Origin of the sequence: Kitasatospora sp. NBC_00458 (assembly GCF_036013975.1) — a bacterium.
Taxonomy (GTDB): domain Bacteria; phylum Actinomycetota; class Actinomycetes; order Streptomycetales; family Streptomycetaceae; genus Kitasatospora.
The window spans coordinates 575026-592525 of record NZ_CP107904.1 but is presented as its reverse complement, the minus strand read 5'-3'; the positions used below and the strand labels follow the sequence as shown (position 1 = coordinate 592525).

Annotated in this window: 12 protein-coding genes; 10 read left to right on the top strand and 2 right to left on the bottom strand. The window is 75.0% G+C overall.

Annotation, left to right across the window (positions count from 1 at the left end; translation table 11 throughout):
• Positions 1-124 precede the first annotated feature (124 nt).
• Positions 125-481, bottom strand: coding sequence for a DUF4190 domain-containing protein (locus OG550_RS02440; protein ID WP_327673972.1), 357 nt, complete (start codon positions 479-481; stop codon positions 125-127).
• 138 nt (positions 482-619) lie between these two features.
• Here OG550_RS02440 and OG550_RS02435 point away from each other — a divergent pair, with 138 nt between their 5' ends.
• From OG550_RS02435 to OG550_RS02390, 10 genes are all read left to right on the top strand, one after another.
• Entirely contained in the window at positions 620-1849 is a 1230-nt protein-coding gene (locus tag OG550_RS02435; RefSeq protein WP_327673970.1) for a sensor histidine kinase, read from the top strand.
• A 122-nt stretch (positions 1850-1971) separates the two neighbouring features.
• A complete protein-coding gene (locus OG550_RS02430) occupies positions 1972-2622 on the top strand; it encodes a response regulator transcription factor (RefSeq protein ID WP_327683658.1) in 651 nt (216 codons plus the stop codon).
• A gap of 556 nt (positions 2623-3178) precedes the next feature.
• Positions 3179-4939 (top strand): acyclic terpene utilization AtuA family protein, encoded by a 1761-nt coding sequence (locus OG550_RS02425; RefSeq protein ID WP_442906126.1) that lies wholly within the window; start codon positions 3179-3181, stop codon positions 4937-4939.
• The gene (locus tag OG550_RS02420; RefSeq protein WP_327673966.1) at positions 4936-6534 is read left to right on the top strand and encodes an acyl-CoA carboxylase subunit beta; all 1599 of its coding nucleotides are present in this window, start codon (positions 4936-4938) and stop codon (positions 6532-6534) included. The genes OG550_RS02425 and OG550_RS02420 overlap by 4 nt, the downstream gene beginning before the upstream one ends.
• A gap of 14 nt (positions 6535-6548) precedes the next feature.
• Positions 6549-8468, top strand: coding sequence for an ATP-binding protein (locus OG550_RS02415; RefSeq protein WP_327683656.1), 1920 nt, complete (start codon positions 6549-6551; stop codon positions 8466-8468).
• Positions 8469-8639: 171 nt separating this feature from the next.
• Positions 8640-9827, top strand: a complete 1188-nt coding sequence (locus OG550_RS02410) for an acyl-CoA dehydrogenase family protein (RefSeq protein WP_327673965.1) — start codon at positions 8640-8642, stop codon at positions 9825-9827.
• Between the two features lie 390 nt (positions 9828-10217).
• The gene (locus OG550_RS02405; protein ID WP_327673963.1) at positions 10218-11804 is read left to right on the top strand and encodes a 4-coumarate--CoA ligase family protein; all 1587 of its coding nucleotides are present in this window, start codon (positions 10218-10220) and stop codon (positions 11802-11804) included.
• A gap of 176 nt (positions 11805-11980) precedes the next feature.
• On the top strand, positions 11981-12601 hold the full coding sequence (locus OG550_RS02400; protein ID WP_327673961.1) for a TetR/AcrR family transcriptional regulator: 621 nt from the start codon (positions 11981-11983) through the stop codon (positions 12599-12601).
• 145 nt (positions 12602-12746) lie between these two features.
• Complete coding sequence (locus tag OG550_RS02395; protein WP_327673959.1) at positions 12747-15212, top strand: SpoIIE family protein phosphatase; 2466 nt, start codon at positions 12747-12749, stop codon at positions 15210-15212.
• 91 nt (positions 15213-15303) lie between these two features.
• Positions 15304-15783 carry a hypothetical protein gene (locus tag OG550_RS02390; protein ID WP_327673957.1) on the top strand — a complete coding sequence of 160 codons (480 nt, stop codon included), beginning with the start codon at positions 15304-15306 and terminating at the stop codon, positions 15781-15783.
• A gap of 90 nt (positions 15784-15873) precedes the next feature.
• Here OG550_RS02390 and OG550_RS02385 read toward each other — a convergent pair whose 3' ends face one another.
• The gene (locus tag OG550_RS02385; protein WP_327673955.1) at positions 15874-17460 is read right to left on the bottom strand and encodes an MFS transporter; all 1587 of its coding nucleotides are present in this window, start codon (positions 17458-17460) and stop codon (positions 15874-15876) included.
• Positions 17461-17500: the final 40 nt, after the last annotated feature.

Sequence of the window (17500 nt, the reverse complement as noted above, 5' to 3'; positions counted from 1 at the left end):
CCCGGGGCGCACCACCGCGGCAGCCCGCACCCCCGAGCAATCCGAGCACCCGCCCCGCCCTGAGGCAATTGACGCGTTCGCACGGTGATTCCCGTCCTCGTCGAGGGGAATCACCCGTCGCCGGTCAGTTCCCGGTGAGCTCCCGGTGGACGCATTCCGTGTACTGCCGGAGGCTGTCGGGCTGGTAGCACTCCTGCGTCGCGTCGGCGTACCAGGCGAGGAGGACGGCGGCCAGGACGGACACCACGATCGCGATGGCCGACGTCACCACGCCGGTGAGGGCCCTGCCCCGGCCGGTACCGGTCCGCTTGGCCGTCGTCAGGGCGGCGATGCCCAGGATCAGGCCGACGACGCCGACCAGGCCGCCGATGAAGAGGACCGACGTGCTCAAGCCGATGACCCCGAGCGCCATGGCGGCCCCGGCCAGGCCGTTGGTCGGTGCCGTGTGAAGCGGCGGTACTTCCGTTCCCTGCGTGTTCATCGAAGGTCCTCCGGTCGACTGTCGAGGGCACGATCCTGGCTCCCGGGGCCGCGCACGCGCATCGCGGAAAGGCGGGAGACGGTGCTCCCCCGATCGGGGGAGGTTGCCGGTGACCTGCCCGGTCATACTGGGCCGACCATGATCAGAGGACTCCGGCCGCTGCTGCGCGGCTCCACGTATTCGGGCATGCTGTTCGCCTATTGCGGCGCGTTGGCGAGCCTCCCGCTGCTGCCTTTCGCCCTGCTGCCGACACTGGCGCGGCCGTCCGCTCCCTTCGGGGTGCAGGCCGCCCTGGTCCTCCTGGCCTGGGCGGCGCTGATCGGCTCGGTCGGTCTCGCCCGTTCCGTGCGGCGGGCGCTGATCGCGTTCGCCCGCCCGCTCCTGAGGGTGCCGTTGCCGACCCCCGCCGCCGTGCCGTCCGGCGCCGACCGCTGGCGGACCCCCCTCTGGCTGGTGCTGCACGTGGCACTGGGGTGGGCGGGGGCGCTGACGAGCGGCGTGCTGCTCCTCATGGGGATCGCCCTCCCCGGGGACTGGCTCGGTGCCGACGCCGCGCTGAGCCTGTTCGGCCGGTCGCTGCGGTCCGACGGCGGATGGCAGAGCTGGGTGGCGGCGTTCTGCTGCCTGCTGCTCGCGGCGGTCGTGTGCGTGCTGGTGACGGGCGTGCTGCGGCGGCTGGCGCCCGGGCTCCTGGGGCCTTCGTCGGCCGAGCGGCTCGCGCTGCTGGCCGAGCGGGAGCAGCGCCTGGCCGAACGCAACAGGCTGGCCCACGAGTTGCACGACTCGATCGGGCACACGCTGACCGCGACCACGATCCAGGCGGCGGTCGCGGGCGAGGTGCTCTCCGCCGACCCGGGGGCGGCGCGGGCCGCGCTGCGGAACATCGAGGAGTCGTCCAGGGCCGCGCTGGAGGATCTGGACTACGTCCTGGGCGTACTGCGCGAGGAGAAGGCGGAGACGGCGCCGACCCGGACCCTGGCCGATCTGCCCGAGCTGCTCGACCGGTTGCGGCACGCGGGCGCGGTCCTCGAAGTGGAGCTGTCCGGCGATCCGGCGCAGGTGCAGGGGACGCTCTCCCGGGCCGCGTACCGGATCCTTCAGGAAGGGCTGACGAACGCGCTGCGGCACGGGGCGGGCGGTCCGATCGGCGTCCGGGTGGCGGTGGCGCCGGACTGCCTCGAACTCGGTGTGGTCAACGGGGCGGGCGCCGACGTGCCCACGGGCGCGGGTGTCTTCCGGACGTCCGGGCACGGCCTGCCCGGACTCGCCGAGCGCGTGCGCCTGCTGCACGGTGAGATCGAGGTCGGTCCGGACGGGCCGCGGCACTGGCGGCTGGCGGTCCGGCTGCCGCTGCGGGGCCCGGCGTGACCGGCTCCGACGCGAGCTCGGCCGCGGTGACGGCCGCGGTGACGGGCGCGGGCTCCCGCCCCGCCGCCACCAGCCCTGACCGTGCCCCCGTCGCGGGCCCCGACCACGCCCCCGTCACCCTCCTGATCGCGGACGACGACGAGGTGACCCGTAGTGGTCTGCGCACCCTGCTCGCGGCGCAGCCGGGGATCGCGGTGGTCGGAGAGGCTGCCGACGGCGTCGAGGCCGTCGAGCAGGCGCGGCGACTGCGGCCGGACGTGGTCCTGATGGATGTGCGGATGCCGAGGTGCAACGGGATCGAGGCCACCCGTCGGCTCCTTGCCGAGCCGGCCGAGACGGCCGGACCGCCGAAGGTCGTGGTGATCACCACCTTCGAGAACGACGGGTACGTCACGGCGGCGCTCAGCGCGGGGGCCAGCGGGTTCGTGCTCAAGCGGCTTCCGGTCCGGCAGATCGCCGAGGCGGTGCGCGTGGTGGCGGCCGGGGAGGCGATCCTCTTCCCGGCCGCCCTGCGCCGGATGGTCGCCGCCCGTCCGATGGGCTCCGCCGAGGCGCTGCCGAGCGCGGCGCTGACGGAGCGGGAGGAGGAGGTGCTGCGGCTGGTGGCCACCGGCCTGTCCAACCCGGAGATCGCGCAGTCGCTCATGGTGGGCCTGGAGACGGTGAAGACGCACGTCGGGAACGTGCTGACGAAGCTCGGTGCGCAGAACCGGACCCACGCGGTGGTGATCGCCTACGAATCGGGTCTGGTGGTGCCGGGATCCACCGGCTGACGCGCGACACGGACCGCGTGATCGCCACCGGCCCGGATGCCGCCCGGTCCGAGCGGCGGCTCCAGGGGGTGGAGGCGCCACCCTCCGGCGCCGGACCGCCCGGAGGACCCCGGCGGGACGGCGCCGGGGCCGTCCGGCTTCCGGTGCCGTCCACTCCTCGTCGTCCTCGTCGAGGTCGTCGAGCTCGGGGCGTTCGGGTCACGCGGCGGGCGCAGCCCCCCGAGGCGGAGCGGACGGAGTGGAGCCGTAGCGGTCCAGGGCGTCGAGGCCGGCGGTGCATCCGCCACGTCACCTGCGAACGGACACCCGGCGCCGGTCGGCCCATGGGGGAGTGAAGGCGGATCGAAGGCGGATCGAAGGCGGTGAAAACAAGCAGGCGTGATTGCTTTTTCTGTCCCACGGTGCCAACCTGCTCACCGACGGCGAACATCGGGCCCACCGGTCGGGAGGCGCGCGCGTGGAGTCGAGGGTGGAATCGGGGCCGGCGGAGCGTCCGGTGCTGCGGATAGGCAACGCGTCGGGGTTCTACGGGGACCGCTTCTCGGCCGTGCGGGAGATGCTCGCCGACGGGCCGCTGGACGTGCTCACCGGGGACTACCTGGCCGAGCTGACCATGCTGATCCTGGCCCGCGATCGGCTCAAGGACCCCTCGCTCGGCTACGCCAGGACCTTCCTTCGGCAGATGGAGGAGTGCCTCGGTCTCGCACTGGAGCGCGGGGTGAGGATCGTGACCAACGCGGGTGGCCTCAATCCGGCCCGACTGGCCGACGCGATCAGGGAGTTGGCGAAACAGCAGGGGCTTGACCCGGCCGTCGCGCACGTCGAGGGGGACGACCTGCTGGCGCGCCGCGCCGAACTCGGCCTCCCGGAGGGGCTGCTGGCCGCCAACGCCTACCTCGGCGGGTTCGGCGTCGCGGAGTGCCTGACGGCCGGTGCCGACGTGGTGGTCACCGGCCGGATCACCGACGCCGCACTGGTCGTCGGCCCGGCGGCGGCCCACTTCGGCTGGGGCGCGGGCGACTTGGACGCGCTCGCGGGCGCCGTCGTGGCCGGTCACGTGCTGGAGTGCGGGGCGCAGGCCACCGGCGGCAACTACGCGTTCTTCCGCGAGCACGACGTCACCCGGCCCGGATTCCCGATCGCCGAGCTGCACGCCGACGGATCCAGCGTCATCACCAAGCACCCGGGGACGGGAGGCGCCGTCACCGTGGGCACCGTCACCGCCCAGCTCCTCTACGAGACGGCCGGATCGCGCTACCCGGGGCCGGACGTGACGGCCCGCCTGGACACCGTCCGGCTCACCCGGCAGGGGGCGGACAGGGTCCGGATCGACGGGGTGCGCGGCGAGGCCCCGCCGCCCACGCTCAAGGTCGGGCTCAACCGGCTGGGCGGGTTCCGCAACGAGGTGGTCTTCGTCCTCACCGGGCTGGACGTCGAGGCCAAGGCGGCCCTGACGCGGCGGCAGTTGGAGGACGCGCTGCCGCCCGCGGACCGTCCGGCCGAGCTGCGTTGGACCCTGGCCCGCACCGACCACCCGGACGCGGCGACCGAGGAGACCGCCTCGGCGCTGCTCCGGCTCACCGCCCGGGACCAGGACGCCCGCCGGGTCGGCCGGGACCTCGGCAGGGCGGCGGTGGAGCTGGCGCTGGCCGGCTACCCGGGCTTCCACCTGGCCGCGCTGCCCGGGCCGGGAGCGCCGTACGGGGTTTTCACGGCCGTGTCCGTGGCGGCGGGGGCGGTCGAGCACACCGCCGTCCTGCCGGACGGCCGCCGAGTGGCCGTCACGTCCACGGCCCCGTCGGCCACGGCCGCGTCCGCCACGGCGCCGTCCGCCACGGCGCCGCCTGGTGCCCGTCCGCCCGGTGCGCCGCTGCCCGCCGAGGAGCGGCCCGCCTCCGCGCCGCCCGCCTCCGCACCGCCCGCCGCGGCGTCCGGTCCGGGCGGAGGGCCGGGTCCCGCGCTCCCGGAGCCGCTCCCCGGCGGTCCCACCCGCAGGGCGCCGCTCGGCCTGGTGGCGGGCGCCCGGAGCGGCGACAAGGGCGGCGACGCCAACCTCGGCGTCTGGGCCCGCGACGAGCCCGGCTGGCGCTGGCTCGCGCACACCCTCACGGTCGACCTGCTGCGCGAACTCCTCCCCGAGACAGCCGAGTCGGTCGTCACCAGGCATCTGCTGCCGAACCTCCGCGCGCTCAACTTCACCATCGCCGGCCTGCTCGGCGAGGGCGTGGCGGCCCAGCACCGCTTCGATCCGCAGGCGAAGGCGCTGGGGGAGTGGCTGCGCTCGCGCCACCTCGACATCCCGGAGGCACTGCTGTGACCGTCCTGCCCACCCGTCTCGACCCGGGCGGCGCCGACTTCGCGGAGCACCGCGCCGCGATGGTCGCCAAGCTCGCCGACCTGGACGCCGAACACGCCAAGGCGCTGGCCGGCGGCGGACCCAAGTACGTCGAACGCCACCGCGGGCGCGGCAAGTTGCTGCCGCGCGAGCGGATCGAGCTGCTGGTCGACCAGGACTCGCCGTTCCTGGAGCTCTCCCCGCTCGCCGCGTGGGGCAGCGACCACCCGGTCGGCGCCGCGCTGGTCACCGGGATCGGCGTGGTCGAGGGCGTCGAGTGCGTGGTCACCGCCAACGACCCGACCGTGCGCGGCGGCGCCTCCAACCCCTGGACGCTGCGCAAGGCCCTGCGCGCCAACGAGATCGCCCTCGCCAACCGCCTCCCGCTGGTCAACCTGGTCGAGTCCGGCGGCGCCGACCTGCCCAGCCAGAAGGAGATCTTCATCCCCGGCGGCGCCCTCTTCCGCGACCTCACCCGGCTGTCCGCCGCCGGGATCCCCACCGTGGCCGTGGTGTTCGGCAACTCGACGGCCGGCGGCGCCTACGTGCCCGGGATGTCCGACCACACCGTGATGGTGAAGGAACGGGCCAAGGTGTTCCTGGGCGGCCCGCCGCTGGTGAGGATGGCCACCGGCGAGGAGGCGGACGACGAGTCCCTCGGCGGCGCGGAGATGCACGCCCGCACCTCCGGACTGGCCGACCACTTCGCGGTGGACGAGCCGGACGCGCTGCGCCTGGCCCGCCGGATCGTCGCCCGGCTCGACCACCGCCGGACGGGCCCCGGCGCGGACCCGGCGGCCGAGCCGCCGAGGTACGCCGAGGAGGAGCTGCTGGGTGTCGTCCCCGGGGACCTCAAGGTGCCCTTCGACCCGCGCGAGGTGATCGCGAGGATCGTCGACGGCTCCGACTTCGACGAGTTCAAGCCGCTCTACGGCACCAGCCTGGCCACCGGCTGGGCCCGGCTGCACGGATTCCCGGTCGGCGTCCTCGCCAACGCGCAGGGCGTGCTGTTCAGCCAGGAGTCCCAGAAGGCCGCGCAGTTCATCCAGCTGGCCAACCAGCGCGCGGTCCCGCTGCTCTTCCTGCACAACACCACCGGCTACATGGTCGGCCGGGCGTACGAGCAGGGCGGCATCATCAAGCACGGCGCGATGATGATCAACGCGGTCGCCAACTCCCGGGTGCCGCACCTGTCCGTGCTGATGGGCGCCTCCTACGGCGCCGGCCACTACGGGATGTGCGGCCGGGCGTACGAGCCGCGGTTCCTGTTCGCCTGGCCGAGCGCCAAGTCCGCGGTGATGGGGCCGCAGCAGCTGGCCGGTGTGCTGTCGATCGTCGCCCGGCAGTCCGCCGCCGCCAAGGGGCAGCCCTACGACGAGGACACGGACGCGGCGGTCCGGGCGATGGTGGAGCAGCAGATCGAGGCGGAGTCGCTGCCGGTATTCCTCTCCGGGCGGCTCTACGACGACGGGGTGATCGACCCGCGCGACACCCGTACGGTGCTCGGGCTCTGCCTCTCGGCGATCCACAACGCGCCGGTCGAGGGCGCGTCCGGCTACGGCGTCTTCCGAATGTGAGGCGGGGCAACGTGCTGATCACCCACCTGCTGGTGGCCAACCGCGGCGAGATCGCCCGCCGGATCCTGCGCACCTGCCGGGAGCTGGGCATCGCCACCACCGCCGTGTACGCCGACCCGGACGCCGGAGCCCCGTACGTCCGCGAGGCCGACGCCGCGGTCCGGCTGCCCGGTGCGGCGCCCGCCGACACCTACCTGCGCGGCGACCTCCTGATCGCCGCGGCGCACGCGACCGGCGCCGACGCCGTCCACCCCGGCTACGGGTTCCTCTCCGAGGACGCCGGGTTCGCGCGGGCCGTGCTGGCGGCCGGCCTCGTCTGGGTCGGCCCGGGACCGGAGGCCATCGCCGCGATGGGCTCCAAGACGACCGCCAAGGAGCTGGTGGCGAAGGCCGGTGTGCCCGTGCTGGAGGCCCTGGCCGAGCCGACCGAGGCCGACCTGCCGCTCCTGGTGAAGGCGGCCGCGGGCGGCGGCGGCCGCGGCATGCGGGTGGTGCGCCGACTCGCCGACCTGGAAGGGGAGTTGGCCGCGGCCGGTGCGGAGGCGGCGAAGGCCTTCGGTTCGGACGAGGTGTTCTGCGAGCGCTACCTCCCCGAGGGCCGGCACGTCGAGGTCCAGCTGCTCGCCGACGCGCACGGGACGGTGTGGGCGGTCGGCGACCGGGACTGCTCCCTGCAGCGGCGGCACCAGAAGGTCATCGAGGAGGCGCCCGCACCAGGCCTGGACCCGCAGGTGCGCGCCGCCCTGCACGAGGCCGCCGTCGCCGCCGCCCGGGCGACCGGGTACGTCGGCGCGGGGACGGCGGAGTTCCTGCTCGCGCCGGACGGCCGGTTCCACTTCCTGGAGATGAACACCCGCCTCCAGGTGGAGCACCCGGTGACCGAGGCCGTCACCGGCCTCGACCTGGTGGCTCTCCAGCTCACCGTCGCCGAGGGCGGGCGGCTGGCCGGACCGGCCCCGGAGACGGTCGGCTGCGCGATCGAGGCCCGCCTCTACGCCGAGGACCCGGGCCATGCCTGGCGGCCGTCGACCGGAACCCTCCACCGGTTCGAACTCACCGTCCCGCACAGCGAGTTCGGCGGACGCGGGCTGCGACTCGACTCCGGTGCCGGTGACGGCGACGAGATCACCGCGCACTACGACGCGATGCTGGCGAAGGTGGTCGCCTGGGGGCCGACCCGGGCGGCCGCGGCCCGGCGGCTGGCGGACGCGCTCACCCGGGCCCGCATCCACGGGCCCGTCACCAACCGGGAGTTGCTGGTCCGCGCACTCCGCCACCCGGAGTTCCTGGCGGGGCGGCTGCACACCGCCTTCCTCACCGAGCACGAGGCCGCACTGGCCGCACCGCAGGCCGCGGACCCGGCGCCCGCCGCCCTCGCCGCCGCCCTCGCCGACGCGGCGGGCCGCCGGGCGGCCCTGCCGTCGGGGTGGCGCAACCTCCCCTCCCAGCCGCAGGTGAAGCGCTACCGGACGTCCGACGGCGCCGAGTCGGAGGTCCGCTACCGGTTCACCCGCGACGGCCTGCGGGCGGAGGGCCACCCGGACACGGTCCTGCTGGACTCCTCGCCGGAGCGGGTCACGCTGCTCACCGGCGCGGTCCGCCGCACCTTCGACGTCACCCGCCACGGCGACCGCGTGTACGTCGACACCCCGTCCGGCACCACCGTGCTCCTCGCGCTGGACCGCTTCCCCGACCCCGCCGCGCAGACGGACCCGGGGGCGCTGCTCGCCCCGATGCCCGGCACCGTCGTACGGACCGCCGCCGCCGTCGGCGACACGGTCACGGCCGGGCAGCCGCTGCTCTGGCTGGAGGCGATGAAGATGGAGCACCGCGTCACCGCACCGGCCGACGGCGTGCTCGCCGAGCTCCGCGCCGTCCCGGGCCAGCAGGTGGAACTGGGCGCCCTGCTCGCCGTCGTGCAGCCCGCCACCTGAGCACCGGCCACCGGCCACCCGCCACCCGCCACCGGTCATCGGTCACCGGGCCCGAGGCCCCGATCCCGACGTTCGAAGGCCCGGCACCGCCGCGCCCGGCCCCGCCGCCCCCCAGCCCCGCCGCCCCGCTTCCCGAGCCGCCGCCCCGACCCCGCCCGGAAGGACCAGGCCATGTCCGCACCGCGCACCACCGCCCCCGGCAGCCCGCTCATCGAGACCCCCGAACGCCGGGCGCTGCGCCGCGCCGTCGCCGACCTCGGCGCCCGCTACGGCTCCGCGTACTACCTGGCCAAGGCCCGCGCCGGCGAACCCGCCGACGAGCTCTGGGCCGACGCCGGCAAGGCCGGTTACCTCGGCGTCAACCTGCCCGCCGAGTACGGCGGGGGCGGCGGCGGGATCACCGACCTCGCCATCGTCCTGGAGGAACTCGGGACCGCCGGGTGCCCCCTGCTGCTGCTGATCGTCTCCCCGGCGATCTGCGGCACCGTGATCGCCCGCTACGGCACCGGGGAGCAGAAGCTCCGGTGGCTGCCCGGGCTGGCCGACGGCAGCCGCCGGATGGCCTTCGGCATCACCGAGCCGGACGCCGGCTCCAACGCGCACCGGATCTCCACCGTCGCACGCCGCGACGGCGGGGACTGGCTGCTGACCGGCCGCAAGGTGTTCGTCTCCGGGATCGACCACTCCGACGCCGTCCTGTTCGTCGCCCGCACCGAGGACGCCCGCTCCGGCAAGCTCAGGCCCGCCCTGTTCGTCGTGCCGCGCGAGACCCCCGGCTTCGCGTTCCGGCCGATCCCGATGGAGCTGGTCGCGCCCGAGCGGCAGTTCCAGGTCTTCCTGGACGACGTGCGGCTGCCCGCCGACGCCCTGGTCGGGGACGAGAGCGCGGGGCTGCTCCAGCTCTTCGCCGGTCTCAACCCCGAGCGGATCATGACGGCCGCCTTCTCCCTCGGCCTGGCCCGCCAGGCGCTCGGCAAGGCGGTCGAGTACGCGAAGACCCGCACGGTCTGGTCGACCCCGATCGGTGCCCACCAGGGCCTGGCGCATCCGCTCGCGCAGTGCGCGGTGGAGATCGAGCTGGCCAGGCTGATGACCCAGAAGGCCGGTCTGCTCTACGACGGGGGAGACGACCAGGCCGCCGGCGAGGCCGCCAACATGGCCAAGTACGCGGCGGGCGAGGCGGCCGCCCGGACGGTCGACCAGGCCGTGCAGACCCTCGGCGGCAACGGCCTCACCCAGGAGTACGGCCTCGGTGCGCTGCTGGCCGCCACCCGGGTCGGCCGGGTCGCCCCGGTCAGCCGCGAGATGGTGCTCAACTACGTGGCCCAGCACACCCTCGGACTCCCGAAGTCCTACTGATGTCCTGCTGAGGCCCCACCGAGGCCCTGCCGACGTGCGGTGCGGCCGACGGCCCGCCCGCGCGCCGTGCTGCGCCGCCGCGTCCCGGCCGCTACGCCCGGCCCGCGGCGGCCCGCCCGCGGCGCACCCGCGGAGCCACCGCGAGGCCTCGAACGGATCGTCGCATCATCGTTCTGGCATCTGACCGTCCCGCAGCGCCCCCGCCCCTCCGACCTCGGCGTTCACGGACCGCGCCGTCTCCTGCGCCCCGCGCGCTCCGCCAAACGTTCGTCACTACGACGCATCACCCGGCCACTGTCCGTATGCTCCTGTGCGCGCCGTACGGCCGGTCGTCCAGGACCTCCCGCCGGCCGCCCTGCCCCGCGCCAACTACCGCACAGGAGGCACGCCTTGGTGTTCCACAGCGAGTTCCCGGACGTCGGCATCGTCGATCTGCCCCTGCACGACGCCGTCCTCGGCGACGCCGGGCGCTTCGGTGACCGGCCCGCCCTGGTCGACGGCGTCACCGGGGAGACCGTCACCCACGCCCAGCTCGGACACGCCGTCCGCCGGGTCGCGGCCGGACTCGCCGAGGCGGGCGTCCGCCAGGGCGACGTGGTGGCCCTGTTCAGCCCCAACTCCGTCGGCTACCCGATGGCCTGCTACGGCGCGACCCGGGCCGGTGCCACCGTCACCACCGTCTCCTCCCTCGCCACCCCCGCCGACCTGGCCGGACAGCTCGCCGACAGCGAGGCCCGCTGGCTGATCACCGTCTCGCCGTTCCTGCCCACCGCGCGCGCCGCCGCCGGGAAGCTCGCCGCCGAGGGCCGTCCGCTCGCCGGGATCGTCGTCCTGGACGGCGCACCCGGCCACCGCTCGCTCGCCGACCTGCTCGCCTCCACCGGTCCCGAACCCGAGATCAGCCTGGACCCGGCCACCGACATCGCCGTGCTGCCCTACTCCAGCGGCACCACCGGCCTGCCCAAGGGCGTCATGCTCACCCACCGCTCGATCGCCACCAACCTCGCCCAGACCGACGCCCTCTACCGCCCGGCCGAGGGCGAACGCGTACTCGCCGTCCTCCCCTTCTTCCACATCTACGGCCTCGCCGCCCTGCTCAACCAGCCGCTCCGGTGCGGGGCCACCGTCGTCGTGCTGCCCCGCTTCGACCTGGAACAGTTCTGCCGCACCATCGAGGAGCAGCGCGTCCAGGCCCTGATCGTGGCCCCGCCGATCGCCCTCGCCCTGGCCAGGCACCCGGTGGTCGACCGGTACGACCTCTCCTCGGTGGAGTACCTGCTCTGCGCCGCCGCGCCCCTGGACGGCGACCTCGCCGAGGCCTGTGCCCGCCGGCTCGGTCTGCCGCACATCCTCCAGGGCTACGGCATGACCGAGCTCTCCCCGGTCAGCCACCTGGTCTCCCCGACCGAGACCGACCCGGTGCCGGGCTCGGTCGGCCGGCTGGTCCCCTCCACCGAGCTGCGCGTCGCCGCCCTCGACGGCAGCGACCCGGACCTCGGACCCGGCGAGCGCGGCGAGCTGCTGATCCGCGGCCCGCAGGTGATGAAGGGCTACCTCGGCCGCGCCTCGGACACCGCCGCCACCGTCGACGCCGACGGCTGGCTGCACACCGGCGACGTCGGCTTCGTCGACGAACGCGGCTACCTGCACATCGTCGACCGGGTGAAGGAGCTCATCAAGTACAAGGGGTACCAGGTCGCGCCCGCCGAACTGGAGGCGCTGCTGCTCAGCCACCCGCAGATCGCCGACGCGGCGGTGATCGGCGTGCGCAACGCCGAGGGCACCGAGTGCCCGAAGGCGTTCGTGGTGCGGGCCCCCGGCAGCGCGCTCACCGAGGAGGAGGTGGCGGCCTTCGTCGCCGGGAAGGTCGCCCCCTACAAGAAGGTCCGCGCGGTCGAGTTCCTGGAGGTCGTGCCGAAGTCCCCGGCGGGCAAGATCCTCCGCCGCGAGCTGCGCGCCCGGGAGGCCGCCCGCTGACGGCCCCGAGCCCCCGGTCGCCCCGAGCCCCCGGCGACCGTCCCGCCCCGGCCACCCCGCACCCCCGGCTCCCCGCCCCGGACCGCCACCGGTCACCCCGCTCCGGGCGGCCGTCTGGCAGGATCTGGCCCACCCCCGACGCCGGACCGCCGCACGGACAGGAACCGCCACCGCAGATGACCACGCACCCCGCCGCCCGCGCCCCCCAGCAGGACCGCAGCCGCGCCACCCGGGCGCGGCTGCTGGCGGCGGCCGTCGACTGCCTCGCCGAACTCGGCTGGAACGGCTCCACCGTCGCCGTGGTCGCCGAACGGGCCGGCGTCTCCAGGGGCGCGGCCCAGCACCACTTCCCGACCCGCGAGGACCTCTTCACCGCGGCCGTCGAGCACGTCACCGCCGAGCGGCTGGCCGCCGTCCGCGCCCACGCGGACGAGCTGCCCGCCGACGGCCCGGCCCGCACCGAGGCCGTCGTCGGGATGATCGTCCGCCTCTACACCGGCCCGCTGTTCCGCGCCGCCCTCCACCTGTGGGTCGCGGCCGCCACCGAGGAACCGCTGCGCGACCGGATCATCGGCCTCGAAGGGCACGTCGGACGCGAGGCGCACCGCGCCGCCGTCGAGTTCCTGGGAGCCGACGAGAGCGTCCCCGGCGTCCGCGAGACCGTCCAGGCGACGCTCGACATGGCGCGCGGCCTCGGCCTGGCCAACCTGCTCACCGACGACAGTGCACGACGATCCGGAGTGATCCGGCAGTGGGCGGGCGTTCTGGAGAGTACGCTGCGGCCGGTACGCCCATGACGCCCGTACACCAGATCGACCGACGAACCCCTTACCAAGGGGTCGCCGGGCGGCCGATGTCCGTGCAGTCTGGAGAAGAACCCCGGCCGGCACGGACCGCGAGGCCCGCCCGGCCGGGCACGAGCCGAACCGGGGTGCTGCCTGAATGCGGAGACACGAGTGGGACGCGACCGACGCCACCGGCCACGATCCGGGCGGCACCTCCGCACGTCTGGACGGCCATCGGCTCGTTCCGCTCGCCACCGCCCTGCTCCAGGACGACGGTCTGATCCTGCACTGGAGCGAGGACGCCGAGGAACTGCTCGGCTACTCCGCCGAGGAGGCCGTCGGCCGTTACGCCGCCCAGCTGCTCACCGCCGCCGACGACCGCCCCGAGGTGCTGGAGCTCTTCCAGCGCATCATGGGCGGCAAGGGCTGGTCGGGCGTCTTCGCGGTCCGCCACCGCGACGGCCGCACCGTCGAGCTGGAGTTCCGCACCTACCCGATCGCCGGCCCCGGCGGCACCCTGCTGCTGCTCGCCACCGCCTCCGACACCACGGCCCTGCACCGGGTCGAGGCCGACCTCGCCGTCCTCGACGGCATCTTCGGCCAGTCCCCGATCGGGATGGCCGTCTACGACACCGATCTGCGGTACGTACGGCTGAACGAGTCGCTGGCCCGGATGAACGGCGTCCCCGTCGCCGCCCACCTCGGACGCCGGATCAGCAGCGTCCTGCCCGGCATCAACAGCTCCGAGATCGAACAGATCATGCGCCAGGTGCTCGCCACCGGCCGCCCCGTGGTCGACGCCCGCTCGCACGGCCGCGTCCCCGGCGACCCGCGCCGCGACCGGGCCTGGTCCGCCTCCTACTTCCGGCTGGAGGACTCCACCGGCCGGGTCTTCGGCGTCTGTTCCTCGATCATCGACGTCACCGAACGCTTCCAGGCCGAGGCCCGCGCCGCCCGCGCGCAGGAACGCCTCACCACCATCGCCGAGGCCACCGCCCGGATCGGCACCACCCTCGACCTCCAGCGCACCGCCGAGGAACTGATCGAGGCCGTCGTCCCGCGGTTCGCCGACTTCGCCACCGTGGACCTGCTCGAAACGGTGCTGCGCGGCGCCGAACCCACCCCCATCCCGGAGGACCGCTCCGTCCAGCTGCGCGCCGTCGCCGTCGGGGAGTCCTACGAGACGGGCCTGGTGCACGCCGTCGACACGGTCGGCGAGGTCACCGAGTACGCCCCCGGCCGCAGCTACAACCAGACCCTGCGCAGCGGCCGCCCGCTGCTGCGCTCCCACGTCGACGAGGAGGTGCTGCGCGGACTGGTCGCCTCCGAGGACCGCGTCGCCCCCGGCATCGAGGCCGGCATCCACTCGTACCTGATGCTCCCGCTCATCGCCCGGGGCATGGTGCTGGGCGGCGCCGAGTTCATCCGGATGCGCAACCCCGAGCCGTTCACCGCCGCGGACCTCGCGCTCGCCGAGGAACTGATCGCCCGCACCGCGCTCGCCATCGACAACGCCCGCCTCTACCGGCGCGAACGCGAGACCGCGCTCACCCTCCAGCGCAGCCTGCTGCCCCAGGAGATCCACCGCACGCTGGGCCTGGAGATCGCCTACCGCTACCTGCCCTCCAGCGTCACCAGCGAGGTCGGCGGCGACTGGTTCGACGTGGTGCCGCTCTCCTGCGGGCGGGTCGCCCTGGTCGTCGGCGACGTGATGGGCCACGGGATCCGGGCCGCCGCCACGATGGGCCAGCTGCGCACCGTCGCCCGCACCCTCGCCACCCTGGACATGCCGCCCGAGCAGGTGCTCACCCGGCTGGACGAGACCGCCTCCGGCATCGGCGAGGGCCAGTTCGCCACCTGCATCTGCGCCGTCTACGACCCGCTGGAGCGCACCGTGCAGGTCGCCTCGGCGGGCCACCTGCCGCCCGTCTGGGTCGGCCCCGACGGCACCGCCCGCCGCGTCGAGGTGCCCCCGGGCGTGCCGCTCGGGGTCGGCGGCGTGGCCTTCGAGTCGGTCGGGTTCAGCCTCCCCGAGGGCGCCATGGTCGCGCTCTACACCGACGGCCTGGTCGAGCGGCGCGGCCAGGACCTCGACGACGGCATCGACCTGTTCGCCAGCACCCTCTCCGGCCCCGGGCGCACCCTGGAGGAGAGCTGCGACGCCGTCCTCGCCGCGCTGGTCACCGACGGCACCGACGACGACATCGCGATGATCATGGCCCGGGTGCTGCCGCTGCCCGCCGACCGGGTCGCCACCCTGCCGCTCACCGGCGGCGGACGGCTCCCCGGCAAGGCCCGCCGCTTCACCCGCGCCACGCTCGACGCCTGGGGCCTGTCCGGCCTCTCCGACTACGCCGAGCTGCTGGTCAGCGAACTGGTCACCAACGCCCTGCTGCACGCGGACGCCCCGCGCAGGCTCCGGCTCTTCCGGGACCGGGTGCTCACCCTGGAGGTGGCCGACGCCGGCGGCCAGACGCCCCAGCTGCGCCCCTTCGCCGAGCAGGACGAGGGCGGGCGCGGGATGTTCCTGGTGAGCGAGCTGGCCCAGCGCTGGGGGAGCCGGCTGACCAGGGACGGCAAGGTGGTCTGGGCGGAGCTGGAGCTCCCGTTCGGGACGGTCTGACGCGGGCCGGGGCGCCGCCGGGGCCCAGGCCTGGGCCGGGGCCGGGGCCTGGGCCGGGCACGATGGGATCGGGGCGGGGGAGGGGCGGGGTATGGCGAGGGTTCCGCACGCGGTCGCCGACCGCGCCTGGTGCGGCGGCTACGGCCGCTTCCTCTCCTGCGAGACCGACCGCGGTTCCGAGCGCGGTTCGGCGCTGGTGGTGACGGCGCCGACGCTCCTGCTGTCGCCGCCCGGGGTGCTCCAGCTGGCCCACGGCGTCCTCGGGGTCGGGTCCGTCCTGGTCGCCGGACCGGCCCTGCTCGTCTCGCTGGTGCTCTGGCGCCACCGGGCGGGCGGCCGGAAGCCCTCGCTGTACTGCTACGAGCGCGGCGCGGTGCTCCTCAGGGACGGCGGCGTCGAACCCTACCTCTGGTCCGAGCTGCGGTGGCGGGCGCACCGGTGGACGACCCGCGAGGAGGAGCAGGAGGTCCGGCGGGTGGGCCTGGAGCTGCTCACCGCGGACGGCGGGCACCTGATCGAGCTGCGCGACCTCCGCGCGGTGGTGCTCGAACGGGCCCGGCGCGCAGGCTAGCCGGTGCCGCGCGTGCGGCGGGAACCGTCGGACGATCCCCGGCCCGACGGGGCCCGGGTCCGCACCGGACCGGGCCCCGCAGGTCTGCCGTCACCGCACCCCGGTCTCCTCCAGGGTCCGCTCCTTCCGGTCCTCCGGCCGGTCCTGCTCCGGGGCCGGGGCCGGGGCCGCGCCGGGCAGCCCCCGCAGCAGCCGCCAGGACAGCACGGCCGCACCCAGCAGCAGCACGCCGGCCAGGATCGCGGCGACGTTGACGCCGTGCACGAAGGCGCCCCTGGCGCTCGCCAGCAGTGGCCCGGCCAGCGTCTCCGGCAGCCCGTGCGCGGCCTCCACCGCGCCGCCCAGGGACTCCCCGGCCTGCGCGGCGGCCGCCGGGTCCGCTCCGGCGGGCACCACCAGCCGGCCCGTGTACAGCGCACCGACCACCGAGCCGACCAGCGCGATGCCGAGCGCGGTGCCCAGCTCGTAGGCGGTCTCGGAGACCGCCGACGCGGCCCCGGCCTTGTCGGCGGGGGAGGCGCTCAGCACCAGGTCGGCGCCGAGCGTGTAGACCACGCCCTCGGCCGTGCCCACCAGCAGGAAGGCGGCGGCCAGCACCAGGTAGGTGGTGTCCTGCTGGATCCAGCCGAGCATGCCGATCCCGGCGCCCATCGTCAGCAGTCCGGCGGTCAGCGCCGTGCGGGCGCCGGTGCGGCGGACCAGCCTGGCGGTCAGCAGGCCGCCGACCACCGCGCCGGCGAAGGCCGGCAGCTCGGCCAGTCCGGCCTTCAGCGGCGGGTAGCCGCGGACCAGCTGCAGGTACTGCGAGGTCACGAAGACGACGCCGGAGAGTCCGATCAGCGCGGTCAGCGAGGCCAGCACGGCGGCGGTGAAGCGGCGGTCGGTGAAGAGCCGGACGTCCAGCAGGGGGGTGTCCAGCCGCAGCTGCCGGCGGACGAAGACGGTCAGCGCCGCCGCGCCCAGGACGGCCGTGACCGGCACGTCCCAGCGGGCGAGGCCGTGGGCGGCGGCCTCCTTGATCGCGTAGACCACGCCTATCACGCCGACGAGCGAGAGCAGCACGCTCAGCACGTCCCAGCGGCCGGGGTTCGGGTCCTTCGACTCCGGCAGCAGCCAGGCGCCGAGCACCAGCAGCAGGAGCAGCACCGGGATGTTGAGCAGGAAGACCGAGCCCCACCAGAAGTGCTCCAGCAGCACGCCGCCGACCACCGGGCCGAGCGCGGCGCCCGCGGTGGCGGCCGCGCCCCAGATGCCGATCGCGGTGGCCCGCTCGCGGTCGTCCGGGAAGAGCGAGCGGATCAGCGACAGCGTGGACGGCATGATGGTGGCACCGGCGACGCCGAGCAGTGCGCGGGCGACGATCAGCCAGCCGGCGCTGGGCGCGTAGGCGGCGAGCAGGGACGCGGCGCCGAACGCGGTGGAGCCGATGAGCAGCAGCTTCTTGCGGCCGATCCGGTCGCTCAGCGAGCCCATCGAGACCAGCAGGCCGGCGAGGACGAAGGAGTAGGCGTCGCCGATCCAGAGCAGCTGGGTGCCGCTGGGCCGCAGGGTCTCGCTGATCGAGGGGATGGCGAGGGAGAGGACGGTCGCGTCGACGGCGACCAGGGTGACGGCCAGGACGAGGACGGCGAGGCCGGTCCAGCGCTGGCGGGGGCGGAGGTGGACGGTACTGCTCATGGGTATCGGTGTCCGGTTTCCGGTCCGAGGTGCGTGGAAG

Coding starts and splice junctions, on each gene's coding strand:
- OG550_RS02440 (WP_327673972.1), bottom strand. CDS start 481: ATGAACACGCAGGGAACGGAAGTACCGCCGCTTCACACGGCACCGACC.
- OG550_RS02425 (WP_442906126.1), top strand. CDS start 3,179: ATGCTCGCCGACGGGCCGCTGGACGTGCTCACCGGGGACTACCTGGCC.
- OG550_RS02400 (WP_327673961.1), top strand. CDS start 11,981: ATGACCACGCACCCCGCCGCCCGCGCCCCCCAGCAGGACCGCAGCCGC.
- OG550_RS02395 (WP_327673959.1), top strand. CDS start 12,747: ATGCGGAGACACGAGTGGGACGCGACCGACGCCACCGGCCACGATCCG.
- OG550_RS02385 (WP_327673955.1), bottom strand. CDS start 17,460: ATGAGCAGTACCGTCCACCTCCGCCCCCGCCAGCGCTGGACCGGCCTC.
- OG550_RS02435 (WP_327673970.1), top strand. CDS start 620: ATGATCAGAGGACTCCGGCCGCTGCTGCGCGGCTCCACGTATTCGGGC.
- OG550_RS02410 (WP_327673965.1), top strand. CDS start 8,640: ATGTCCGCACCGCGCACCACCGCCCCCGGCAGCCCGCTCATCGAGACC.
- OG550_RS02390 (WP_327673957.1), top strand. CDS start 15,304: ATGGCGAGGGTTCCGCACGCGGTCGCCGACCGCGCCTGGTGCGGCGGC.